Here is a 23,139-nt window from a genome sequence, read left to right as displayed (position 1 = left end):
CGCCGCTCCGGCTCGGGAGCGCCGCCCCTCTTCCGGACTACTGCTTACGGGCGTAGTCCTCGGCGATGCGGACGAGGGTGCGGGTCCCCGCACCCGTGCCGCCCTTGGGGGTGTAGCCGTGCGGGCCGCCCTGGTTGAAGGAGGGCCCGGCGACGTCGAGGTGGGCCCACTTGGTGCCCTCCTCGATGAACTCCTGGAGGAAGACGCCCGCGGAGAGCATGCCGCCCCAGCGCTCGCCCGCCACGTTGGCGATGTCGGCGACGGAGGAGTCGAGGCCGGCGCGCAGCTCGGCCGGGAGCGGCATCGGCCAGGAGGCCTCGCCCTCGGCGGTGGCGGCGGCGACGATCTCGTCCCGCACGGCGTCGTCGTTGGACATGACCGCGAACACGCGGGTACCGAGCGCGACCAGCTGGGCGCCGGTCAGCGTGGCGATGTCCACGATGAGGTCGGGCTGGTCCTCGTGGGCGCGGACCAGGCCGTCGGCCATGACCAGGCGGCCCTCGGCGTCGGTGTTGAGGACCTCGACGGTCTTGCCGCCGTAGATGCTCAGGACGTCGGAGGGGCGCTGGGCGGTGCCGCTGGGCATGTTCTCGGCCACGGTCAGGTAGCCGACCACGTTGACCTTCAGGCCCAGGGTGGCGATGGCGCGCATGGCGGCGAGCACGGAGGCGGCGCCGCTCATGTCGGACTTCATCCAGTCCATCGAGCCCGCGGGCTTGAGGGACAGGCCGCCGGAGTCGAACGTGATGCCCTTGCCGACGAAGGCGATCGTCCGGGTGGCCTCGGGGTGGCTGTGGGCCAGCCGGACCAGGCGGGGCGGGTTGGCCGAACCCTGACCGACTCCGGTCAGGCCGCCGTAACCGCCCTCGTCCAGGGCGCGCTCGTCCAGGACCTCGATCTCCAGGTGCGCCTGCTGCGCGATCTCCTGGGCCGCCGAGGCCAGGTCCTCGGGGACCAGGTCGGCGGGGGCGGTGTTGACGAGGTCGCGGGTGAAGGACACGGCCTCGGCCAGGACGGCGGCGCGCTCCACGGCGTCGGCGGCGCCGTCGGCCTCGCTCACCACGGTGAGGACCACGGAACCGCGGGCGGCCTTCTTCTGGGCCTTCTCACCGGTGCGGTAGCGGTCGAAGCTGTAGGCGCCGAGCTCGGCGCCGAGCGCGACGGCGCCGGCCTGGTCGGCGGTGGTCGCGGGCAGGGCCAGGACGACGCGGCCCGCGCCCTCGGGGCGCGCGCTCAGCGAACGCAGGGCGGCGCCGGCCGCGCGGGCCAGGACGTCGGAGTCGACGGCACCGTCGGCGGGCGCCGGGCCGAGACCGACCGCGACGACGACCGGGGCCTTGACGGCTCCGAGGGAGGCAAGGGTGTGCACCTCCTCGGGGGCGCCGCTCGCTCCCAGGAGCGACAGGGTCGAGCCGAGGCCGCCGGAGAAGGCGGCGTCGACGCTATGAGCGCCCGATGCGGGCTCCGGGGCGTCGCCTCCGGAGTGGTAACCGACGACAACCGCGTCGGCGTCGAGCGAACTGGGGGACTCCGTGTTTACTGACAACGTCGTGCTCACGTCCTCGATGCTAGTCCTCCCGCGCCCCCGGCGGTGACGCGGTGCCCCGTCCCTCCGGGGCCCTGACGCGGCGCTTCCCGCCGCGGTGCGGAGCGCGCGCGGCCCCGGGTGGGTCCGCGCCCGTCCGCGCCCTGTGGGGGCTCTGGTCCCTCGTGGGAGGTGTCGCACGCGGTCGGGTGCGCCCGAACGCGCCGTGCCCGGTCCCGATCGCGTGAAACCGGGTGTGAAAAAATGTGATGATGGCGACATCCGGTCGCCGCGGAAAACTACCAGACCGCACGAATCGGCAGGTGAGGTAGCCCCCCGACCTTCACAGCGGTCGGGCCGCCACGCCTCGCCGACCCGCTCACTCACCCCGGCAGAAGCGCCGATACCGGTGCGTTCTAGGATCGGTCGGGCGGATTCCCGTCCGCCCCTGACCTGCACGGGAGACTCAGATGCCGGGTTCCGGAACCCTCACCGCGCGCCCCCTGCGGGGGGTCCGGCCCGCTTTCGCCGTTATGGCGCTCCTCGCGGTGACCCTCACCGCCCCGCCCCCGGCGGCGGCCGACTCCCCGTTGGAGGACGCGGTCCGGGAACTGTCCTCGGGCGGGTTCGTCCACGCCTCCGACGGTGCCCCCGAGGTCTCGGAGGAGACCCTCGCCCTGGCCCGCGCCCGGCTCGCCGAGGCGGACACACCGGTGCGCGGGGCCCTCCTCGACGGCGTGGACGCGACCGGTGCCGCGCACACCCTGGCCGAGGAGGTCGGCGCGCCTGGCCTGTACGTCGTGGTCACCGAGGAGCGCGGCTCCACCGGCGACACCACCACGACCTGGTCCTGGACACAGGTCGGTGCCGACACCGGCTCCGCCGACCTGGAGCACCACTTCACGTTCGCCCCCGGGGACCCGGCCGAGAAGCTGGCCGGCGTGGTGGACCTGCTCGACGGCGACCTGCTCCCCGGCGTGGCGGCGGCCGCGCGGGAGGAGACCGTCCACGTCCACCCGGCCGTCCGGGCGGCCCTGCCCGACCTGGACGTCGAGGCGGTGGCGGAGCGGTTCGCCGGACTGGAGGGCACCCGCGTCGCGGTCGTCCCGCCACCGGCGGAGGGCACCTCCGGTTTCGAGGAGGCCTACGCCGACGCCCTCCTGGAACCGCTCGACGACGACGGCACGGCCCTGCTCGCCGTCTGGGCCTACGGAGGGTTCCGGCTCACCGCCGCCTCCGGCCCGGACGGCCCCCCGCCGGAGGACCTCTCCCGGCTGCTCTCCTCCTCCCCGGGAACGGGAGAACTGGCCACCGAGCTCGGGACCTTCGCCGGGGCGGTGGACGGCGGGGTGGTGGCCGACGCCCGGGCCGCCCTCGCCGAGGACCACCTGTACGTGCACCCGAGGTCGGGAGCGGACGTGTCCGAGGCGGACCGCGCCGAGTTGGACGCCGCGCTGGCGTCGAGGGACGAACCCGTGCGGGTGGCGGTCCTGCCCGTCGGAGCCGAGCTGGAGGCCGGACCGGACGGTGCGTCCGGGCTGGCCGACGCGGTCGCGGACGGGACCGGACCCGTGGTCGTCTACACACTGGACGGCTCCGGCGCGGTGCGCGACTATCCGGTGCGCGGCACCGTCACCGGCGGGGACCACGACCTCGACACCGCGGCCTTCTTCGGTCTGGACCGCGAGAGCGCCCGCGCGTCGGTGGACGGACTCCTGGAACAGCTCGGCGACGGCGCGGTGCTCGACACCGGCGCCGCGGACACCCCTCCCGCACCGACGGGTTCGGGGTCCTGGCTGCCGGGGGCCGCCGTCCTCGGCCTGTTGGTCTCCGCGGCCCTGACCACGATGGGAGTGATCGGCTCGCGCGGACGGCGGCGGGCCCTGGCGGCGCGGGAGCGCGAACGCCTGGCCGCCGAGCGGGAGGAGGCCGAGACCATGGCCGAGCTGCGTGCGGAGGAGGAGGCCAGGGTGGTCGCCATCCAGGCCGAGAACGACCGGGGCATCACCGAACTGGGCGAGGCGCTGGCCCACGCGCAGGCGCCCGTGGTCGACTCCGTGGCCGAGTTCGAGACCCACCTGCGCGAGTACGAGCGGCTCAAGGAGGACAACGGGCGAGCCGACGACATCGACCGGGTCCTGGCGGTGCGGCGACGCACGGAACAGGCCCACGACCGGCTGCGACGGTGGAACCGCCGCCAGCGCGGCCACTGACCTCCGGGCCCTGCGTCGGGGGCCCTCCCTGGGTACTCAGGCCGCCGCGGAAGCGGCCGTCACCAGTAGGACCACCGTCGAGGCGGTCTCCACCAGGGCTCCCAGGACGTCCCCGGTCACCCCGCCCAACCTGCGCACCGCGCGCCGGGCCAGGAGCCAGGCCGCCGCGATCCCCGCCGTCGCCCCCGCCGCGCAGGCCACGGCGAACCCGGGGGAGTGCGCCCACCCGAGCAGGGACACCGCCAGGACGCCGGCCGCGCAGACGGACGCGGCCGGTGCGCGTACCGTCCCCGCCACGAGCGCGCCCAGGCCGTCCGGGCGGGCCGACGGCAACCGGGTGCACGCGAGCGTCACCGCCAGGCGCCCCGTCGCCCCCGCCACCACCGCGCCGGCCACGGCGGCCCAGGGGGAGGCGTCGACCAGCTGCGCCAGTGCCAGCACCTGCGCCCCCACCGCGACCAACAGGGTGAGCACCCCGAACGGGCCGATGTCGGAACGCCGCATCACTTCCAGGGCGCCCTCCGAGGGGCGTCCGCTGCCGAGGCCGTCGGCGAGGTCGGCCAGGCCGTCCAGGTGCAGGCCCCGGGTGAGCAGTGCGCCCAGCCCCACCGCGAGCAGGGCCGCCAGCGGCGCCGACCAGCCCCACCACGCGCCGGCCACCGCGAACACGCCGGTGACCCCGCCGAGCAGACCGCCCAGCGCGGGGGCCCAGCACATGGCCCATCCGGCGGCGGCGCGGTCCACCCGGCCGACCCGCACGGGCCACACCGTGAACGTGCCCACGGCCATCCGCGCCCCGGCCAGGGCGTCGGCGCCGTTCATCCGAGCTCCACCACGCGCCCGGCCGTCACCAGCACCACCACCTCGGACTCGGCGCCCACCCACTGGTTGACCAGCCCCAGCCAGTCGCGGAAGAGGCGGCCCGCGCGGGTCGCCGGGACCACGCCCGACCCCACCTCGTTGGTGACCGCCACCACGTAGGCCCGCGTGGAGCGCCAGGCGTCCAGCAGGTCGTGGACGGCGGCCTCCAGCCGGTCCTCGGCGTCCTCCGGCGGCTGGTCGTCCCAGAGACCGCACTCGCCCATCGTCCACGTCAGCCAGGTGCCCAGGCAGTCGACCAGGACCGCGCCGCCCTCCCTCCGCAGCAGAACCGCGAGGTCGGTGGTCTCCTCGGTCCGCCACCACCACGGACGGCGGTCCGCGTGGTGGCGGACCCGCCCGGCCCACTCCGGGTCGGAGCCGTCGGGGACCGGGCCGGTGGCGGCGTAGACCACCCGGGGCTCGGTCAACAGGCGCAGTTCCGCCTCGGTCGACTTGCCCGAGCGGGCGCCCCCGGTGACGAGGGCCCGGTAGGGCCCGCGCGGGCGGGAGTCCGGCCACACCGCGGGCGGGCACGACATGACGGTGCCGTCGCCCGGGACGAGGGCTCCCCACAGGCGGGCCCGCCGGGCGAACTCCTCGGGCGAGCGCACGCGGTGGTCGCCGCCCACGGCCACCACGGCCGTGGTCACGCCGATCACCCCCGATCGGCGCAGCTCACCGATGACCTCGGGGCGTTGGGCGGCGTCCACGATCACCGTGTCCACCTGCTGGTCGGGCGCGGACGAGGCCGAGGAGTAGGCCGAGGCCCCCGAGGGCCGACCGTCGGCGGGCGGGCCGCCGGGGAGCGGTCCGGGACCGGTACGCGCGAACAGCAGACGGCCGCCGTCCGGCCCCTCCACGAGCGCACCGTCCGGAGTGGACGTCACCGTGTAGCCGGGCGGCACCGGTCCCACCGCCCCGGCCTCGCGCAGGCGGAAGCGGTCGTCGACGGTCACCCGCAGCGGCAGACGGCGTTCCGCATGGGCCTTGTTGCAGGACGAGCAGGTGCACTGCGGGGCTGGCCAGCCCGTGTGACCCGCTGTCCCCAGAAATCGGATACGCACCCGGAAAAGTAAACAGCATCGCCCACCAAGGCTTGGTTAAGCTCGGCTCAGGATCGCGGTGCGACCACCGCGCAACCGGCGACGAAGGGCGGTCGAACATGGCGTGGACGTGGCGGTACATCGGGGAGGACGGTGGCCGGACGGATACGGGGGACCTGCCCGCCGAGTCGTTCACGTCGCGCGGCGACGCCGAGAGCTGGCTGGGCGAGTACTGGGCCGAGCTCGCGGAGGGCGGCGTGGCGAGCGTGGCCCTGCTGGAGGACGAGCGCGAGGTCTACACGATGCCGCTGGGCGCGGAGTAGCCCGCGCCGCAACGGCCGGGGCCCGGCGGTCGCGTCGACCGCCGGGCCCCTTCGTCCGCGGGGCTAGCCCCGGATGTTGTCCGGGCTCTTGGTGAGCTCGGGGTCGCGCTGCACGCTGTCGCCCAGGACCTCGTCGATCCGGGCCATCAGCGCGGGGTCGAGCCGGACCCCGGCCGCCCGCACGTTGGCCTCGACCTGCTCGGGGCGGGAGGCGCCGATGATCGCGGCGGACACGTTGGGGTTCTGCAGCACCCAGGCCACCGACAGCTGGGACAGGGTGAGCCCGGCCTCGGCGGCCAGCGGCTCCAGCCGCTGCACGCGCTCCAGCAGGACCTGGTCGGCGACCTTGTCCGCGAGGAACCGCTCGCTCTTGGGGTCGCTGGCCCGGGAACCGGCGGGGAGCTCCTGGCCCGGCTTGTACTTGCCGGTGAGGACGCCGCCCGCGATCGGGGACCACACGATCTGCCCGATGCCCTCACGCTCGGAGAGCGGGACCACCTCGGACTCGATCACGCGCCAGAGCATGTTGTACTGCGGCTGGCTGGAGACGATGCGGTCGAAGCCCATCTCGTCGGCGATCTTCAGCGCCCGCTCGATCTGGTCGGCGCGCCACTCGGAGACGCCGATGTACAGGGCCTTGCCCTGGCGGACCAGGTCCTCGAAGGCCCGCATGGTCTCTTCGAGCGGGGTGGTGTAGTCGTACCGGTGCGCCTGGTACAGGTCCAGGTAGTCGGTGCCCAGGCGGCGCAGGGAGTCCTCGCAGCCCCGGATCACGTGCTTGCGGGACAGGCCCTTGTCGTTCCTGCCCTCACCCATGGGCCAGAAGACCTTGGAGAAGATCTCCAGGCCGTCGCGGCGCTGACCCTTCAGCGCGCGGCCCAGCACCTCCTCCGCGCGGCCCTGGGCGTACACGTCCGCGGTGTCGAAGGTGGTGACGCCCGCGTCGAGCGCGGCGCGCACACAGGAGGCGGCGGTGTCCTCCTCGACCTGCGAGCCGTGGGTGATCCAGTTCCCGTACGCGATCTCGCTGATGATGAGACCGCTGTTGCCAAGATGCCGAAATTCCATGCCGAGCACTCTAGTTGGCGAACTCCCGGCGGGCACCACGGGGACCCGTGCGAGGTGAAGGGCCGGTGCGGTCACCGGCCCCGCTCACGTCGTCGGGGATGGGGAGGTGGGACGGCGGTGGTTCAGCTGTGGCCGCTCGGGGTGGGGTCGTCGCCGACCTTCACCCGGGGCTTGGGCAGACGCAGCCGCCGGAACTGGAGCTGGCGCATCGCGGCGTACATGCCGACGCCCTTGACGGCCGGGTCGTCGGGGAAGTACTCGGCGGCGCGGCGCTTGACCGTGCGGCCGATCATGACGCCCTCGATGACCAGCGTCACCATCATCAGCGGCCACAGGACGTAGGTGACGCCCAGCTGGGCCAGCGGGATGTTGATGAACAGCAGGGCGATGATCAGGATCGAGAAGGGCAGGAAGAACTCGCTCGCGCTGCGGCGCGAGTCGATGAAGTCCCGGGCGAAGGCGCGGGCCTTGCCGAGGTCCTGCTGCCGGAAGTACCTCTCGTCGCCCTTGGGGGCGCCGGAACGCCGGGCGGTCGTGCCTCGTTGGCGTTCGAGACGGTCCCGGTAGGCGCGGTAGGCCTCCTTACGGGTCTCGGGGGCCTTCACCGGTCGGCGCGGGGTGGCCTCGGATTCCCTGCGCTTAGGGGTGGGCACACCCTTCTTGGGGGTATATCCCTTAGGTTGGGTGGCCTCAGTGGCCTCAGGGCTGGCGGATTCGGCGGAGTTCGAATCCGGGGCTGCGGAAGCGGAGCGACGTCGGAACACACCCTCAGGGTAGCCGGTCATAGCTTTATGGCGACCGCGGGCCAGACCGCGTAGGGTTGGGCAAAGCGCCCGCTGGGAACAGCCGATGTACGCACCGAGAAGGGGACGGCCACGCCAATGAGCGTGTTTCAGCGACTTTCGATGATCTTCAAGTCCAAGGCCAACAAGGCCCTGGACTCTGTCGAGGACCCCAGGGAAACCCTCGACTACTCGTACCAGAAACAGCTCGAACTGCTTCAGAAGGTCCGTCGCGGTGTCGCTGACGTCGCGACCTCCCGCAAGCGGGTCGAGCTCCAGATCCAGCAGCTGGAGCAGCAGTCCGGCAAGCTGGAGAACCAGAGCCGCGCCGCCCTGACCCAGGGCCGTGAGGACCTCGCCCGCGAGGCGCTCACCCGCCGGTCCGGCCTCACCAGCCAGATCGAGGGACTGCGCGAGCAGCACTCCAACCTCCAGGGCGAGGAGCAAAAGCTCACCATGGCGGCCCAGCGCCTCCAGGCCAAGGTGGACGCCTTCCGCACGCGCAAGGAGACCATCAAGGCCACCTACACCGCCGCCCAGGCCCAGACGCAGATCAGCGAGGCCTTCTCCGGCATCTCCGAGGAGATGGGCGACGTGGGCATGGCCGTGCAGCGGGCGGAGGACAAGACCGCCGAGATGCAGGCCCGCGCGGGCGCCGTGGACGAGCTCCTGGCCTCGGGCGCGCTGGACGACGTCACCGGTACCGGCCCCAAGGACGACATCCAGTACGAGCTCGACCAGATGGCGAGCACGACCGGTGTCGAGGCCGAGCTGGAGCGCATGAAGCTCGAACTCGGCGGCGGTAGCGGTGGCGCCACCCCGCAGATCGAGGGCGGCAACGGGGCCGGGAACCGGGAGGGCTCGTGATCGTCCGCATCATGGGTGAGGGGCAGGTCGACCTCACCGACGCAGACCTGGACCTGCTCAACGACTTCGACGCCGCCCTGGAGGCCGCGATCGAGTCGGGTGACGAGGCCACGTTCCGCAAGGCGCTGCACGACCTCCTGGAGAAGGTCCGGCAGGACAGCAAGCCGCTGCCGCCCGACTCCCTGGAGCCCTCGCAGTTCATCCTCCCGCACGCCGACGCCAGCATGGACGAGGTGCGGGAGATGCTCCAGGACGACGGGCTCATCCCAGGCTAGGGCCTGTTTTGTGGATCATTCCGCCCGCCCGTCGCCCTCCACCACCCTCAAGGGACGCCTGGCGGCGCGGTGTTCTCACGGTGCCAGGCTGCCTCTCGCTGCGCCGATGAAGCTCGGACAGCCAAACCCGGGCTGACCGTCGCTCATCGTCTTGCGAGAGATGGCCTGGCGGCCGCTCGCGGAGCTGGCGGCTCCGCCGCCAGAAGGCGAAAGCATCCACAAAACACACCCCAGGAGTCCGCTCCCCACCGCTTCGGTGCCCGCGTGCGCGTTCTTTCCCCCGGCCGCCGTGATCCGTCACGGCGGCCGGGGTGTGCCCGGGGTCATACGCCCGTGGTGACACGCGGCGTCCCGCTTTAACCCGTTTCTCACCTCCCCGAACTACACTCCGAACACGTCCGCAGGGGAGGGGAGCCGGTGTGGCTGGTTCGAAGTTCCGTCCGGACCGGGGGCTGACGGCCCGCATGGTGATGACCATGGGTCTGCTGTTCCTGGTCTACGTCGCCTTCGTGGTGGGACTGGTGCTGTCCGGGCTCAACGTCTGGCTGGTGCTGGTGCTCGTCGCCGGCTTCGCCCTGTTCTCGTACTTCTCCTCGGACCGGATCGCCATGTTCGCGATGGGCGCCCGGGAGGTCACGCCGGAACAGGCGCCCGACCTGCACGCGATGGTCGACCGCCTGTGCGCCATGGCCGACATGGCCAAGCCGCGCGTGGGCATCGCCGACAGCGACGTGCCCAACGCCTTCGCGACCGGCCACAACGAGAAGTCGGCGGTCATCTGTGTGACCACCGGCCTGACACGGCGCCTGGAGGGCCCCGAGCTGGAGGCGGTCCTCGCCCACGAGCTCTCGCACGTCGCCCACCGCGACGTCATGGTCATGACCGTCGCGGGGTTCCTCGGCATCGTCGCGGGCTTCCTCACCCAGGCCGGTCTGCGCTTCGCGATGTTCGCGGGCGGCGGACGCAGTAACAACGGCGGCCCCGCGCCCGCGGTCGTCGCCCTCCTGGTCGTCCTGGTCAGCGCCATCGCCTGGGTCCTGAGCTTCCTGCTCACCCGCGCCCTGTCGCGCTACCGCGAGCTGGCCGCCGACCGCGCCGCCGCCTACCTCACCGGCCGACCGTCCGCGCTGGGCAGTGCCCTGTCCAAGATCACCGGGGACATGGCGCGCATCCCCACCCGCGACCTACGCCAGGCCGAGCCGTTCAACGCCTTCTTCTTCGCCCCCGCGTTCGCCAAGAAGGGCTTCAGCATGAACCAGCTGATCGCCACCCACCCGCCGGTCGAGCAGCGCCTGGCCCAGCTCTCCGACATCTCCCGCCAGCTCGGTCGCGGGGCCTGACCCCGCCGAACACCCACGAGGGGAACCCACCACCATGAGCTTCTGGCGCACCCTGCTCGGCCGCTCCGAACCGGTCAAGCCCGACCTGGACGCGCTCTTCGGCCTGCCCTCGGCCGCGCTCACCCTGCGGGCGGGGGTCGGCCTGACCCCCACCGGTGCCGGTTCGGTGGCCTTCCGCGCCTCGGAGGGGGCCGCCTTCGCCGACGTCGAACGCGACGTCACCGCACTGCTCCGCGCGGGGGAGGGCCCGACGGTGGAGCAGACCACCGACGACTACGGGTACACCTGGCTGGTGCTGCGCCCGGGGGGAGCCGAGGTCGCGACCGACGACGCCGATCCCCGGGGCGGGGAGCTCGTGGACACCGACATCACCGGCCTGGTCACCGACCTGCACGCGGTCAACTCCACGCTGGAGGCCAACGGCTACGGGCCCTCCCTGCTGTGCTCCCTGGTGGGGTTCACCGACACCGGGGGCCGTTCCGTGGGGCTGGTCTACCTGTACAAGCGGGGTACCTTCTACCCGTTCGCCCCCCAGGGCGCGCAGCGCCGCGACAACGCGCTGGAACTCCAGGTGGAGGCGGCCGTGGGGGACGACCTGCCGATGGAGGCGGACCGCTCGCGCTGGTTCCCGGTCTACGGCGCCCCGGGCCTGTGAGGCGGGCGCGTCCGGAGATGGCATCCGCGGCCTGGACAAATTACCCTTGGAGGTACGAGCACACCCGTGCGTCTCCGAGGCCACACCTGCACCGTGCGGCCGGGGCGCCAGCACGAACACAGCGGCCACACGGCGGAATGCCACACCGGCCTCCGACGTTGGGACCCGTTGAAGAGGACTGGACCCGCCGACGCGGGCCGATCCGGTAAGCGACCGGGGTCGCCAGACGGCCGCAACCCCTTTCCAGAGGAGCTTTACAACATGACGGTTCAGAGCGAGGCCACCGCGCAGGGAGTCATCCTCACCGACGGTGCGGCCGACAAGGTTCGGGCGCTCCTTGACCAGGAGGGCCGGGACGACCTGCGCCTGCGCGTGGGCGTGCAGCCCGGTGGCTGCTCGGGGCTGCGGTACCAGCTCTACTTCGACGAGCGCGACCTCGACGGTGACGTCGTCGCCGACTTCGACGGCGTCGAGGTCGTCACCGACCGCCGCAGCGCCGCCTACCTCATCGGCGCCACCATCGACTTCGTGGACACCATCGAGAAGCAGGGGTTCACCATCGACAACCCCAACGCCACCGGTTCCTGCGCCTGCGGCGACTCCTTCAACTAGGGGGCCGCGGCTCCTCGGGGAGCGGCACCGACACTCGAAGACCATGGGGGAGGGCGGACGCGGAGCGCGGCCGCCCTCCCCTCTGGGTACCCTTGGCTGGTCCGAACGGGCGCGCCTCCGGCATGCCCCGAACAACCCGCCGGAGCGTCGTCGAGCGTTCCACCTCGCCAGCAAGGAGCCCACGTCCCGTGCGTATCGCGGTTGCCGGATCGATTGCCACCGACCACCTGATGACCTTCGAGGGTCGGTTCGCCGAGCAGATCATCCCCGAGCAGATCCAGCAGTTGTCCCTCTCCTTCCTCATCGACGAGCTGGACGTGCGCCGCGGCGGCGTCGCGGCCAACATCTGTTTCGGCATGGGCGGGTTCGGGCTGAGCCCGGTCCTGGTCGGCGCCGCCGGGGCCGACTTCGAGGAGTACCGCTCCTGGCTCGACCGCCACGGCGTCGACACCTCGGCGGTGCACATCTCCGAGCTGCGCCACACCGCCCGCTTCGTCTGCACCACCGACCTGGACCAGAACCAGATCGCCTCGTTCTACACGGGTGCGATGGCCGAGGCCCGCAACATCGAACTCCACCCCATCTCCGAGCGGCTGGGCGGTCTCGACCTCGTCCTGATCGGCGCCGACGACCCGGCCGCGATGGTCCGCCACAGCGAGGAGTGCCGCACCCGCGCCATCCCCTTCGCGGCCGACCCCTCGCAGCAGCTGGCCCGCATGGAGGGCCCGGAGGTGCGCACGCTCATCGAGGGCGCCGCCTTCCTGTTCACCAACGAGTACGAGAAGGCCCTGGCCGAGCAGAAGACCGGTTGGTCCGACGCCGAGGTCCTGGCCCGGGTGGGCACGCGCGTGACCACCCTCGGCGCCAAGGGGGCCCGGATCGACCGCAGGGACGAGCCGAGCGTCCACGTGCCCTCCGCCGTCGTCGACGAGCTGGTCGACCCCACCGGTATGGGCGACGCGTTCCGGGCGGGCTTCCTGGCCGCCCACTCCTGGGGGCTGTCCCTGGAGCGCGCCGGCCAGGTCGGCAACGCCACCGCCGTGCACTGCCTGGAGGCGGACGGTCCGCAGGAGTACACGCTCACCGGGGCCTCCCTGCTGGAGCGCCTGGAGCGTTCGTACGGCGCCGAGGCGGCCGACGAGGTCCGTCCGTTCGTGTGACCCGCGTCCTCCCCGGCCGGATTTCGCTCACTCTGGTCGGGGCGGTACCCGGGAGCCCGTAAAGTGGGTGGCTGTGACCCGCACGGGGATTCCCCGTGCCCGCCCGGTGCGCTGAAACGCGTGCCGGGTCATTCGCCCGAACCGCTCGCGCCGGGTCACGCGCGGCGGTGGGGAACCCGCTTCCGGCCCGCACCGCGGGACACCGGGGCTCGGGCGCCCTGAGCGCCTCCCAGATCATAGGCAAGCCTTACCTGGGATTCCCTGATTCATCCTGAAAGGACTTCGCATGCGCTACACCGGACCGAAGGTGCGGTTGTCCCGGCGCGCCGGCACCCCGCTGACCCGTAAGGCGGTCAGCTACTTCGAGAAGCGTCCGTACCCGCCCGGCGAGCACGGCCGTCGCGTCCGTCGCAACAGCTCCGACTTCGCCGTCCGCCAGGCGGAGAAGCAGAAGGTGCGCTGGTACTACGACCTGACCGAGAAGCAGCTGGTCAGGATCTACGAGAACGCCAAGAAGCGTTCCGGCCGTACCGGTGAGGAGATGCTCGCCGAGCTGGAGCTGCGTCTGGCCACCGTCGTGCTGCGCGCCGGTCTGGCCGCCTCGATCTACGCCGCGCGCCAGTTCATCAACCACGGTCACATCACCGTGGACGGCAAGAAGGTCGACATCCCGTCGTACCAGGTCAAGCCGGGCCAGATCATCGGCGTTCGGGAGAAGTCCCGCTCGATGGTCCCGTTCGTCGAGGCTGCCGAGGGCGTCCACGCCGACGACAAGATCGCCGGTTACCTCGCGGTGAGCCACAAGGACCTGCGCGTCGCGGTCGTCGACCGCCCCAAGCGCGAGCAGATCCCGGTTCCCTTCGACGAGCAGCTCGTCGTCGAGTTCTACGCCCGCTAGACGGTCCCCGCGGCCGCGGTCCCGGCTCCCACGGGGAGCGGGGCCGCAGTGTGGGGGAGGCCGCGTGGACCCCGTGTCCGCGCGGCCTTCGTGTTGTCCGGGACCTCCCTCCCGGCGCCCCCGGGGCGGGAGGGAGATCGGTGCTTCGCGCCACTCCCGGAGAACCGGCGGGCAGGAATCGTTATCGCAACGGGACCGAAAGTCCGTTCCGGTGGTCGGGCGCCCGTCGGCGGTCAGTACATCCGGCGGATGTGAAACGCGCTACCCCGCGCCAGCGGCCGTTCGGCGACGAACTCGTGCATCTTCATCCGGCACCAGGAGGGGATGTCCGCGCTCGCCGCGGGATCGTCCGCGGTGACCGCGATGACCGACCCGATGGGCACTTCGTGCAGTCGGGCGGCCAACCTGATGATCGGGATCGGGCACTTGAGCCCCACCGCCTCCACGGTGACCTGCGGTTGCTCCGGCGTCGTTCGCTCGGGCACGTGCGCCCCCTGTCGGTTGTCGTCCTGTGGCCCAATCTTGACCGGGCGCGCGCCAAAAGGCGCACCCGGTTAAGGGTGTCGTAAACCCAGCGATACGCTCGCCTTGGCCTCGTCCCGCGAACACGCACACCACCGCCCGGAGCGGTGCGGTGCACGGGAGCGGGCGAGGGCCCGGGGGATCGCCGGGCCGCGCCTCGTAGCCAGCCGGGAGGACATCCCTCGGGGGCGACCTGGCCCGGCTCCGTAGGGCCGCCGAACGTTTCGAGAGGGCGCGTCTGGCAACACGCTGACCAGGTAAGCCCATGAACGGCACGCTGGGCGGTTCGCGATAATGTTTCCCCCTGACAAGCTTTGGATACTTAGGCCGCCCGTGGAGAATCCACGGGCTTCACCGCTGGGAAGGCAATCCGTGAGTCCGACCCGCCAAAAAAATCGGCGCTCAACTCTGCGCCGATGGGCACCACGCGGCGCCGCGCTCGCCGTGCTGGGGCTGGCCGCGACCGGCTGCGCGTCGAACGATCTCACTCGTTTGGGCATGCCGGAGCCGATCACCGAGCAGGCCGAGCGTGTTATCTCGCTCTGGCAGGGCTCGTGGGTGGCGGCGTTCGCGGTCGGCGTCCTTGTGTGGGGACTGTTCATCTGGACAATCCTCTTCCACCGCAAGCGCTCTGCGCAGTTGCCGCCGCAGGTGCGGTACAACATGCCCATCGAAGCGCTGTACACCGTTCTGCCGATCGTCGTCATCTCGGTGCTCTTCTTCTTCACCGCGCGAGACCAGGCCTACCTGCTCGACACCGAAGAGCCCGCCGACGTCCACGTAGAGGTCGTGGCCTTCCAATGGGCCTGGCAGTTCAACTACATGGACGACACCAAGGAGAACGGTGGCGACGTGCTCTTCTCCGAGGTTGGCATCCCCAACCCGGACGGCAGCGCCAACCGTGACACCCAGACGACCCTCGTCCTTCCCGAGGGCGCGGTCGTCCACTTCGACCTCCACTCTCCCGACGTCATCCACTCGTTCTGGATTCCGTCCTTCGGCTTCAAGATGGACGTCGTCCCGGGCCGCGACAACGCCTTCCAGGTGAACCTGAAGGAGGGCTCCGCGGGCGAGTACGTCGGTCGTTGCGCCGAGCTGTGCGGTGTGGACCACACCCGCATGCTGTTCAACGTCGAGGTCCTCCCGCAGGACGAGTACGACGCGTGGGCCGCCGAGCAGGAGGCCAACGCGATCGAGGCCGCCGACGCCGCGGAGGCCGCCGCCCTGGAAGCCGCCGAGTCCGCCGAGACCGACGACGCCGAGGGCACGGGTGCCGACGGCACCGACGCCGAGGGCACGGGAGCCGAGGCGACCGAGTCCGAGGAGAATGACGAGTAATGACCACGACGGCAACCGCACCCCGCACTGACGGTCAGGCACCGTCGCGCAAGGGGTCGATCATCGTCAACTGGCTGACGTCGACCGACCACAAGGTCATCGGGTACATGTACCTGATCACCTCCTTCGCGTTCTTCCTCTTCGGAGGCGTGCTGGCGCTCCTGATGCGCCTGGAACTGTTCCACCCGGGCATGCAGTACATGTCCAACGAGCAGTTCAACCAGCTGTTCACGATGCACGGCACGATCATGCTGCTGATGTTCGCGACCCCGCTGTTCGTCGGGTTCTCGAACATCCTGATGCCGCTCCAGATCGGCGCCCCCGATGTGGCCTTCCCCAGGATCAACCTGTTCGGCTACTACCTGTTCCTGTTCGGCAGCCTCATCGCCATCAGCGGGTTCCTGACCCCGGGCGGCGCCGCCAGCTTCGGTTGGTTCGCCTACACCCCGCTCTCCGACGCGGTCCGCTCTCCGGGCCTCGGCGGCGACCTGTGGATCTTGGGCCTGGCCGTCTCGGGTCTGGGCACGATCCTCGGCGCGGTCAACTTCATCACCACCGGCCTGTGCATGCGCGCGCCCGGTATGACGATGTTCCGCATGCCGATCTTCACCTGGAACACCCTGCTCACCAGCGTGCTGGTGCTCATCGCCTTCCCGGTGCTGACCGCCGCCCTGATCGCCCTGGGCGCGGACCGCATGGTCGGCACCCAGGTCTTCAACGCCGAGCACGGTGGCGCCATCCTGTGGCAGCACCTGTTCTGGTTCTTCGGTCACCCCGAGGTGTACATCATCGCGCTGCCGTTCTTCGGTATCGCGACGGAGATCCTCCCGGTCTTCAGCCGCAAGCCGATCTTCGGGTACAAGAGCCTGGTGGCGGCGACCATCGCCATCGCCGGCCTCTCCGTGACCGTGTGGGCGCACCACATGTTCCCGACCGGCGCGGTCCTCCTGCCCTTCTTCTCGTTCATGACGTTCCTCATCGCGGTCCCGACCGGTGTGAAGTTCTTCAACTGGATCGGGACGATGTGGCGAGGGCAGCTCACGTTCGAGACACCCATGCTGTTCACGATCGGCTTCCTGGTCACCTTCCTCTTCGGTGGCCTGACCGGTGTGCTGCTGGCCTCGCCCCCCATCGACTTCCACGTCACCGACTCCTACTTCGTGGTGGCGCACTTCCACTACGTGGTGTTCGGCACCGTGGTGTTCGCGATGTTCGCGGGCTTCTACTTCTGGTGGCCCAAGTTCACCGGACGGATGCTCAACGAGAAGCTGGGCAGGTTCCACTTCTGGCTGCTCTTCCTGGGCTTCCACGGCACGTTCCTGGTGCAGCACTGGCTGGGCGCGATGGGCTTCCCGCGTCGTTACGCGGACTACGTCCAGGAGGACGGCTTCACCGCGCTGAACCAGATCTCCTCCGTGTCGTCGTTCGTGCTCGCGGCCTCGACGCTGATCTTCTTCTGGAACATCTACGTCACCGCGAAGAAGGCGCCGCTGGTCACCGTGGACGACCCGTGGGGCTACGGCTGCTCGCTGGAGTGGGCCACCTCGTGCCCGCCGCCGCGACACAACTTCACGTCGCTGCCCCGCATCCGGTCCGAGCGTCCGGCCTTCGACCTCAACCACCCGCACGCGGCCGCGCCCGGCGCCGTCGCCGCCGGTGCCGAGAAGAAGTAGGGGGTAGAGCACATGAAGATGCAGGCCTACCTGTTCATGGGCATCTCGACCTTCTTCGGTCTGGCTGCCGCGCTGTACATCTACTGGTCGCTCCTGGAGACCGGTGAGATCGAGTGGGCGGGTACCACCGCCCTCGTGGTCTCCATCGGTTTCGGCTGGATGATCGGTTTCTGGCTCTGGCAGTCGGCTCGCCACAGCGAGCACCACCACGGCCTGCCGGCCGAGGAGCGGCTCGACGGCGAGATCGCCGAGAACGCCGGTGAGTACGGGTTCTTCAGCCCGCACAGCTGGTGGCCGATGTTCGTCGCGATGGCCGTCGCCTTCACGGCGGTCGGCGTGGCGATCGGCTGGTGGATGGTGTTCATCGGCTTCTTCGCCGTCATCCTCACGTCGCTGGGCTGGGTCTTCGAGTACTACCGCAAGGAGTTCCAGCACTGACGTTCGACCTCGGGCGTTCATCACTCTTCGAGTTTTGATCGCTACGCAGGGTAGGATGTGTGTGTCACCGCCCCGGTGGCCGGACGGGTCGTCCCAGACGACCCCCGGGCACCGGGGTACTCTTTTTCGGTGACCCCCACGTGACCGCTGTCCACGCAGGTCACGCCGCATCCAGGCCCTGACGGCGTCACGTCGGCGCGCACGTCCGGGCCCCGCACGGACGCTGGAGGTCCTTGGCGTGAAGCGACGAACCGTCTCTACCCGAACCGCCGCGGCCGCGGCGGCCCTCCTGTTCCTCGCGGCCGCCTGTACCTCCGAGGGAGAGGGCGGCCCGGAGGACGCGCCGGTCCCCGAGGAGGCCCAGAAGGGCCCCGAGGTGGTCGTGACCCCCGTCCCCGGTGCCACCGAGGTGCCGCCCAACAGCCCGGTCCGGGTCGAGGCCGCGGACGGCACCATCACCGACGTCCGGATCGAACAGGTCACGGAGGTCGAGGTGGCCTCCGGGGACGCGGCCGAGGCGGCGCAGGGCGCGGACGAGGACGAGGAGGACCCCTTCCCGGTCACCGGCACGCTCAACGAGGCCGGGGACGTCTGGGTGAGTGACTGGAACCTGCGCCCCGGGGCCTCCGTCAGCGTCGTGGTGACCGCGGCCGACGACGAGGGGGAGGAGACCGAGGTGGTCTCGGAGTTCACCACTCTGGAGTCGGTGCCCGGCCGCCGCCTCGAACTCGTCTCCAACTTCCCGAGCAGCGGGGACGTGGTGGGGGTGGGGATGCCCGTCATCGTCAACTTCGACCAGCCCGTCACCCACAAGGAACAGGTGGAGAACTCCATCGAGGTGAGCGCCGAGGAGGAGACCGAGGGCGCCTGGAACTGGGTCGGCGACGAGATGGCGGTCTTTCGGCCCAAGGAGTACTGGGACCCCTACCAGGAGGTCACCGTCGACCTCCGACTGGCCGGAGTGGAGTCCTCCGAGGGCGTGTACGGGGTGGACGACCACCGCATCCGGTTCGAGGTGGGCCGCGAGCTCGTCTCCACCATGCACGTCCCCGACCACGAGATGAACGTGTCCATCGACGGCGAGACCGTCCGCACCATCCCGGTCAGCAACGGTTCCGGGGAGGAGCGCTTCAACACCACCACCTCCGGCGTACACCTGACCATGGAGAAGTACCAGTCGTTGGTGATGGACTCCGCCACCGTGGGCATCCCCGAGGGGTCGCCGGGCTACTACCGACTGGACGTGGACTGGGCGGTCCGCACCTCCAACAGCGGGGAGTTCACCCACGCCGCTCCCTGGAACGCGGGCAACCTGGGCGGCGCCAACACGTCCAACGGCTGCACGAACATGACGGTCGAGGACGCCCGCTGGTTCCACAACCAGGCGCTCATGGGCGACATCCTGGAGACCACCGGCACGGACCGGGATCTGGAGTGGGACAACGGCTGGGGCTTCTACCAGCGCTCCTGGGAGGAGTGGCTGGAGCACAGCGTCACCGGGGAGCCCCAGCGCACCGACGGCTCCGGAACCCCCGGCCGCGTCCACGGCGACGACCTCTAGGCTCGGTGGACCGCGTCCGGTCAGCCCCGGCCCGGCTCCACGCCCCTGAGAAGGTCGTCCAGGCGTCCGAGGGTGCGGTCCCAGGACCACTCTCGGGACACCCACGCGCGGCCGTGAGCGCCCATCTGGGCGGCGCGGTCGGGGTCGCGGAGCAGACGGATGAGCGCCCGGGCGGTCGGACCGGGCAGCGTCCCGTCGACCACGTGGCCGGTCTCGCCCTCCAGGACGGCGTCAGGGGCTCCTCCGGAGGCACCGGCCACCACCGGCAGCCCGGTGGCGGAGGCCTCCAGGTAGACCATGCCGAGGCCCTCCACGTCGAGCCCCGCCCGCCGGGTGCGGCAGGGCATGGCGAAGACGTCCCCGGCGTCGTAGTGGGCGGGCAGGCGTTCGGCCGGGACGGGACCGGTGAAGCGCACCGAGTCCGTGCCCCGGGCCGCCGAGCGCAGACTCGGGGCGAGGGGGCCGTCACCGACGAACAGCAGGACCGCGTCGGGCACGTCCGCCAGCACGCGCGGCCAGGCCCGGAGCAGGGTGTCCTGGCCCTTGCGCGCGACCATGCGGGACACGCACACGACCACGGGGCGCGAACCCAACCCCAGCTCGCGCCGGACCTCCTCGCCGCCGGAACCGGGGCGGAAGCGGTCGGTGTCCACCCCCGGGGCCAGGCGCCGCATCCGGGCGGCGGCCGCGGGGGACAGCGAGCGGGCCAGCCGCCTGCGGGTGTAGTCCCCCAGGTAGGTGACGGTGTCCACGCCGTCACCGATCGCCCGTAGCGCCGTACCGGCCCCGGGCACCACCGTCCACCCGGTCTCGTGGCCGTGGGTGAGCGCCACCTGGCGCCGCACCCGGGAGCGCATCCCGGAGGCCACCAGCCCCAGCGGCGCGGCGGCGCCGTAGAGCACGGTGTCGCAGCCCTCCATTTCGGCGATCACCCTGGCCCTGCGCGCCACCCCCGGGGTGGGCAGCAGGACCCGGGCGGAGTCCCGCACGACGGGGAACGGCTGGCGCAGGTCGAAGTGTGGGTCGGCGTGGTGGTCCCCGGGGGCGGGGGAGGAGCAGTAGACCAGGACCGACCCCGGGGGGCGGCGCCGGGCCAGCTCGTGCACGAAGGACTCGATGCCGCCCGCGCGCGGAGGGAAGTCGTTGGTGATGATCAGGGTTCGCGACACCTGAGCGAGTCTAGGGCCTGTTGTGTGGATCATTCCGCGCTCGCGTGGCCAGGCTGCCTCTCGCTGCGCCGATGAAGCTCGGACAGCCAAACCCGGGCTGATTTTCGCTCATCGTCTTGCGAGAGATGGCCTGGCGGCCGCTCGCGGAGCTGGCGGCTCCGCCGCCAGAAGGCGAAAGCATCCACAAAACACGCCCTGGGGAGTGACACCGAGGGGCCCCCGGGAAACGCGTGGTCTCCCGAGGGCCCCTCCCGGCGCGGTGCCGGTCGCCTCAGGGGCGGACGGCGGCGACGAAGTTGGAGCGGTAGTAGTCGCTCAGCTGCACCGTACCGATGGGGCGGGCCGAGGTGGAGGCGTGGACCATCACACCGTCGCCCGCGTACAGGCCCACGTGACTCGGGTTCGGACCGTAGAAGAAGAGCAGGTCGCCGGGCTGCTTGTTCTCCCAGGACACGCGCTGCCCCGCGTTGATCTGGTCGTAGGTGGTGCGCGGCAGGTTCACGCCCGCCCGGGCCCATGCGGCCTGGGTCAGGCCGGAGCAGTCGTAGCCGTTGGGTCCGGTACCGCCCCAGACGTAGGGCTTGCCCACCTGCTGGTAGGCGAAGTCGAGCACGGTCTGGGCGTTGCCGGTCGCGGGGCCGGTGTAGCTCGCGCCGCCACCTCCGCCGGAACCTCCGCCGGTCCCGGTGTCCGTGGCGACGTTCTCGGTGGCCGCGGCCTGTTCCTCGGCGGTCAGCTCCGAGAGGATGTCCTCCTGCTCGCCGATCGCCTCCTCCGCGGCCTCGGTGGCCTCCTCGGCCTCGGACAGGGCGTCGGCGGCCGCCTTCTCGGTGGCCTCGGCCTCGCCCCGTAGGCCCTCCAGGTGTTCGAGCTCCTCCAGGTACAGGGAGAGGCTCTCCTGGTGCTGCTCGGAGAGGTAGGTGAGGTCGGCCTGGTGTTCCAGGGCCTCTTCGGGGCCGGTGGCCCCGATCAGCTGGGCGGGGGAGGTCAGGTCCACGCCGGTGTAGGTGGTGTTGGCCAGGGCGCGGACCCCGGTGCTGAGGGAGTCCACCTTCTTCTCGGCGGTCTCGATGTCGCCGAGGATGTTCTCCAGCTTCTCCTCGGCCGCCTCATGGGTCTCCTTGGCCTCGTTGTAGGCCGCGTTGAGCTCGATGAACTCCTCTTCGAGGCGTTCGATCTCCTCCTGGACGTCCTCGGAGGTGGGCTCGGCATGGGCCACGGCGGTGGGGAGGAGGAGGGCGCCGAGGGCGAGGGAGGCGATGGCCGCCGTGCGGCGTCGGCGTTCGCCACGGGATGCAGACACTGAAACACCTTTCTCCCCCTGACCCGGGCGATGCGGGTTCAGGGGACTGCACCGGGTGGGGTACCTCGGGCCAGAGAGGGTGGCCGAAACGGTGTGGGGGTGTGCCCGACCCGGGCGCGGCTGTCACCACCGGGGGGTGGTGAATGAGGAGCAACCGCGCTCGGCGATGAACACTAGTGCATGCCTCCGGACGCCCTCAACTGTTTCGTGACATTCCACTGGAACCCGATGGCTGTCCGAAAACCGGGAAACCGTACCCAAAAGGGGTTCCGCGCGGGGCCGGGTGAGCCGGTGCACAGAAAGGGCCGCCGCCCCGGCGGGGGCGGCGGCCTCACGGGAGCACGCGTGGGTCAGGGGCGCACGGCGAACTGGAACTGACCGCCCCAGTAGGCGGCAAGACCGACGACCTCCAGGTTGCGGCCGCTGCTCGGGGCGTGGACCATCTGCCCGTTGCCCGCGTACAGGCCGTTGTGGCCCAGGTCGCCGAAGAAGAACAGGATGTCACCCGGCTGGACGGCGCTCATGTCGTAGATGCGGGTACCCACGTCGGCCTGACCGTAGGTGGTCCGGGGCAGGTCGACCCCGCCCGCGCGCCAGGACGCCTGGACCAGGCCCGAGCAGTCGTAGCCGTTGGGGCCGGTCCCGCCCCACACGTAGGGCAGACCCACCTTCTGGTAGGCGAAGTCCAGAGCCGCCGACGCGCCGCCGCTGCCGCCGCCCGCGTGGGACTGGCCGCCGCTGTCGTCGGCGCCCTCGGCGGAGGCGTCGGAGTCCGGGAACTGCGCGAGGATCTCCTGCTGCTCCTCGATCGCCTCCTCGACCTCGTCCTTGGCCTCCTCGGCCTCGTCCTTGGCCTTCTCCGCCTCCTCCATCGCCTTCTCGGCCTCGTCCTTGAGCGCGAACAGGCGCTCGGCGGACTCGCCGAAGTCGTCCAGCTGCGTCTGCTGGTTCTCCGACAGGTAGTTGAGGTCGGCGTTCTGCTCCAGCAGCGCCTCGGGGCCGTCCGAGGTCAGGACGTTGGCGGTGGAGTTGAGCTCGCCGCCCTGGTAAGTGGCGCTGGCGAACTGCTGGACCTTCTCCCGCAGCTCGTCGTAGCGCTCCTGCTCGTCACCGACCTGGCCGTCGAGTTCCTCGAAGGCGGCCTTGGCCGCCTCGTAGTCCTCTTCGGCCTGGTTGTAGGTCTCGACCGCCGCCGAGGCCTCCTGGTTCAGCTCCTCGATGCGGTCCTCGACCTCGTCCTGGGTCGGCTCGGCGTGGGCGACGCCGGGGGCGAGGAAGGTACCGGCGGCGACCACGCCGAGACCGGTCGTAGCGATTCGGCGAGCCGTACGCCGACCACCGGGGTTCTTCATGGCGGTCCACGCTCCTTGAGGTTGGGAAGTCCGCATGGGGTGTTGGGAGACGGAAGGGATCGGGGGTGCCCGCGCGTCGGCACGGGCCTCACGGGAGTGTGCGGGTCCCGGCCGGCGCGGGGAGGCACAAGGGCGGCCTTCTACCCGACAGGGCACTCACG

22 protein-coding genes are annotated in these 23,139 nt (G+C 71.2%); 13 read left to right on the top strand and 9 right to left on the bottom strand.

Features of this window, described 5'->3' with window-relative positions:
- Positions 1 to 37 precede the first annotated feature (37 nt).
- Entirely contained in the window at positions 38 to 1,558 is a 1,521-nt protein-coding gene (locus tag ACFYL4_RS24860; protein ID WP_387521493.1) for a leucyl aminopeptidase, read from the bottom strand.
- Positions 1,559 to 1,995: 437 nt separating this feature from the next.
- Between ACFYL4_RS24860 and ACFYL4_RS24855 the strand changes: the two genes are divergently transcribed.
- The gene (locus tag ACFYL4_RS24855) at positions 1,996 to 3,738 is read left to right on the top strand and encodes a hypothetical protein (RefSeq protein ID WP_387521491.1); all 1,743 of its coding nucleotides are present in this window, start codon (positions 1,996 to 1,998) and stop codon (positions 3,736 to 3,738) included.
- Between the two features lie 36 nt (positions 3,739 to 3,774).
- On the opposite strand, the gene ACFYL4_RS24850 is transcribed toward ACFYL4_RS24855, so the two are convergent.
- On the bottom strand, positions 3,775 to 4,560 hold the full coding sequence (locus ACFYL4_RS24850) for an adenosylcobinamide-GDP ribazoletransferase (protein WP_387521489.1): 786 nt from the start codon (positions 4,558 to 4,560) through the stop codon (positions 3,775 to 3,777).
- Positions 4,557 to 5,555, bottom strand: coding sequence for a bifunctional adenosylcobinamide kinase/adenosylcobinamide-phosphate guanylyltransferase (locus ACFYL4_RS24845; protein WP_357768135.1), 999 nt, complete (start codon positions 5,553 to 5,555; stop codon positions 4,557 to 4,559). Before ACFYL4_RS24845 ends, ACFYL4_RS24850 begins: the two co-directional genes overlap by 4 nt.
- A gap of 206 nt (positions 5,556 to 5,761) precedes the next feature.
- On the opposite strand from ACFYL4_RS24845, the gene ACFYL4_RS24840 reads away from it, so the two are divergent.
- Entirely contained in the window at positions 5,762 to 5,965 is a 204-nt protein-coding gene (locus ACFYL4_RS24840) for a hypothetical protein (protein ID WP_387521487.1), read from the top strand.
- 63 nt (positions 5,966 to 6,028) lie between these two features.
- Here ACFYL4_RS24840 and ACFYL4_RS24835 read toward each other — a convergent pair whose 3' ends face one another.
- Positions 6,029 to 7,033: an aldo/keto reductase family protein gene (locus ACFYL4_RS24835; RefSeq protein ID WP_387521485.1), complete on the bottom strand. Its 1,005-nt coding sequence runs from the start codon at positions 7,031 to 7,033 to the stop codon at positions 6,029 to 6,031.
- Between the two features lie 122 nt (positions 7,034 to 7,155).
- Positions 7,156 to 7,818, bottom strand: coding sequence for a DUF3043 domain-containing protein (locus ACFYL4_RS24830; RefSeq protein WP_387521483.1), 663 nt, complete (start codon positions 7,816 to 7,818; stop codon positions 7,156 to 7,158).
- Between the two features lie 96 nt (positions 7,819 to 7,914).
- On the opposite strand from ACFYL4_RS24830, the gene ACFYL4_RS24825 reads away from it, so the two are divergent.
- From ACFYL4_RS24825 to rpsD, 7 genes are all read left to right on the top strand, one after another.
- Positions 7,915 to 8,682 carry a PspA/IM30 family protein gene (locus tag ACFYL4_RS24825; RefSeq protein ID WP_357768062.1) on the top strand — a complete coding sequence of 256 codons (768 nt, stop codon included), beginning with the start codon at positions 7,915 to 7,917 and terminating at the stop codon, positions 8,680 to 8,682.
- The gene (locus ACFYL4_RS24820) at positions 8,679 to 8,957 is read left to right on the top strand and encodes a hypothetical protein (RefSeq protein WP_357768065.1); all 279 of its coding nucleotides are present in this window, start codon (positions 8,679 to 8,681) and stop codon (positions 8,955 to 8,957) included. The genes ACFYL4_RS24825 and ACFYL4_RS24820 overlap by 4 nt, the downstream gene beginning before the upstream one ends.
- A 419-nt stretch (positions 8,958 to 9,376) precedes the next feature.
- On the top strand, positions 9,377 to 10,297 hold the full coding sequence (htpX, locus tag ACFYL4_RS24815) for a zinc metalloprotease HtpX (protein WP_357768067.1): 921 nt from the start codon (positions 9,377 to 9,379) through the stop codon (positions 10,295 to 10,297).
- A gap of 34 nt (positions 10,298 to 10,331) precedes the next feature.
- On the top strand, positions 10,332 to 10,952 hold the full coding sequence (locus tag ACFYL4_RS24810; RefSeq protein ID WP_387521481.1) for a hypothetical protein: 621 nt from the start codon (positions 10,332 to 10,334) through the stop codon (positions 10,950 to 10,952).
- 261 nt (positions 10,953 to 11,213) lie between these two features.
- Positions 11,214 to 11,564 carry an iron-sulfur cluster assembly accessory protein gene (locus ACFYL4_RS24805; RefSeq protein ID WP_049565618.1) on the top strand — a complete coding sequence of 117 codons (351 nt, stop codon included), beginning with the start codon at positions 11,214 to 11,216 and terminating at the stop codon, positions 11,562 to 11,564.
- A gap of 188 nt (positions 11,565 to 11,752) precedes the next feature.
- Entirely contained in the window at positions 11,753 to 12,724 is a 972-nt protein-coding gene (locus tag ACFYL4_RS24800) for a carbohydrate kinase family protein (protein ID WP_357768073.1), read from the top strand.
- 286 nt (positions 12,725 to 13,010) lie between these two features.
- Entirely contained in the window at positions 13,011 to 13,622 is a 612-nt protein-coding gene (gene rpsD / locus ACFYL4_RS24795; RefSeq protein WP_357768076.1) for a 30S ribosomal protein S4, read from the top strand.
- A 233-nt stretch (positions 13,623 to 13,855) separates the two neighbouring features.
- Here rpsD and ACFYL4_RS24790 read toward each other — a convergent pair whose 3' ends face one another.
- Entirely contained in the window at positions 13,856 to 14,107 is a 252-nt protein-coding gene (locus ACFYL4_RS24790) for a sulfurtransferase TusA family protein (protein WP_387521478.1), read from the bottom strand.
- 535 nt (positions 14,108 to 14,642) lie between these two features.
- Between ACFYL4_RS24790 and coxB the strand changes: the two genes are divergently transcribed.
- The 4 genes from coxB (at position 14,643) to ACFYL4_RS24770 (ending at position 19,154) form a co-directional block, all read left to right on the top strand.
- Positions 14,643 to 15,482 carry a cytochrome c oxidase subunit II gene (gene coxB / locus ACFYL4_RS24785; RefSeq protein ID WP_357768082.1) on the top strand — a complete coding sequence of 280 codons (840 nt, stop codon included), beginning with the start codon at positions 14,643 to 14,645 and terminating at the stop codon, positions 15,480 to 15,482.
- Positions 15,482 to 17,155, top strand: coding sequence for a cytochrome c oxidase subunit I (gene ctaD, locus ACFYL4_RS24780; RefSeq protein WP_357768085.1), 1,674 nt, complete (start codon positions 15,482 to 15,484; stop codon positions 17,153 to 17,155). The genes coxB and ctaD overlap by 1 nt, the downstream gene beginning before the upstream one ends.
- A 12-nt stretch (positions 17,156 to 17,167) precedes the next feature.
- Complete coding sequence (locus ACFYL4_RS24775) at positions 17,168 to 17,593, top strand: cytochrome c oxidase subunit 4 (RefSeq protein WP_357768088.1); 426 nt, start codon at positions 17,168 to 17,170, stop codon at positions 17,591 to 17,593.
- 238 nt (positions 17,594 to 17,831) lie between these two features.
- Positions 17,832 to 19,154, top strand: a complete 1,323-nt coding sequence (locus ACFYL4_RS24770) for an Ig-like domain-containing protein (RefSeq protein ID WP_387521475.1) — start codon at positions 17,832 to 17,834, stop codon at positions 19,152 to 19,154.
- A gap of 20 nt (positions 19,155 to 19,174) precedes the next feature.
- Here ACFYL4_RS24770 and ACFYL4_RS24765 read toward each other — a convergent pair whose 3' ends face one another.
- The 3 genes from ACFYL4_RS24765 to ACFYL4_RS24755 form a co-directional block, all read right to left on the bottom strand.
- Positions 19,175 to 20,323, bottom strand: coding sequence for a glycosyltransferase family 4 protein (locus tag ACFYL4_RS24765; RefSeq protein ID WP_357768094.1), 1,149 nt, complete (start codon positions 20,321 to 20,323; stop codon positions 19,175 to 19,177).
- 271 nt (positions 20,324 to 20,594) lie between these two features.
- Positions 20,595 to 21,626: a C40 family peptidase gene (locus tag ACFYL4_RS24760; protein ID WP_387521472.1), complete on the bottom strand. Its 1,032-nt coding sequence runs from the start codon at positions 21,624 to 21,626 to the stop codon at positions 20,595 to 20,597.
- Positions 21,627 to 21,976: 350 nt separating this feature from the next.
- Positions 21,977 to 22,978, bottom strand: coding sequence for an NlpC/P60 family protein (locus ACFYL4_RS24755; RefSeq protein ID WP_387521470.1), 1,002 nt, complete (start codon positions 22,976 to 22,978; stop codon positions 21,977 to 21,979).
- Positions 22,979 to 23,139 lie beyond the last annotated feature (161 nt).

The sequence above is a fragment of the Nocardiopsis sp. NPDC006938 genome, from assembly GCF_042869555.1.
Taxonomy (GTDB): Bacteria; Actinomycetota; Actinomycetes; order Streptosporangiales; family Streptosporangiaceae; genus Nocardiopsis.
The sequence above is the reverse complement of the archived record's forward strand: the minus strand, read 5'-3'. Positions and strand labels throughout refer to the sequence as shown.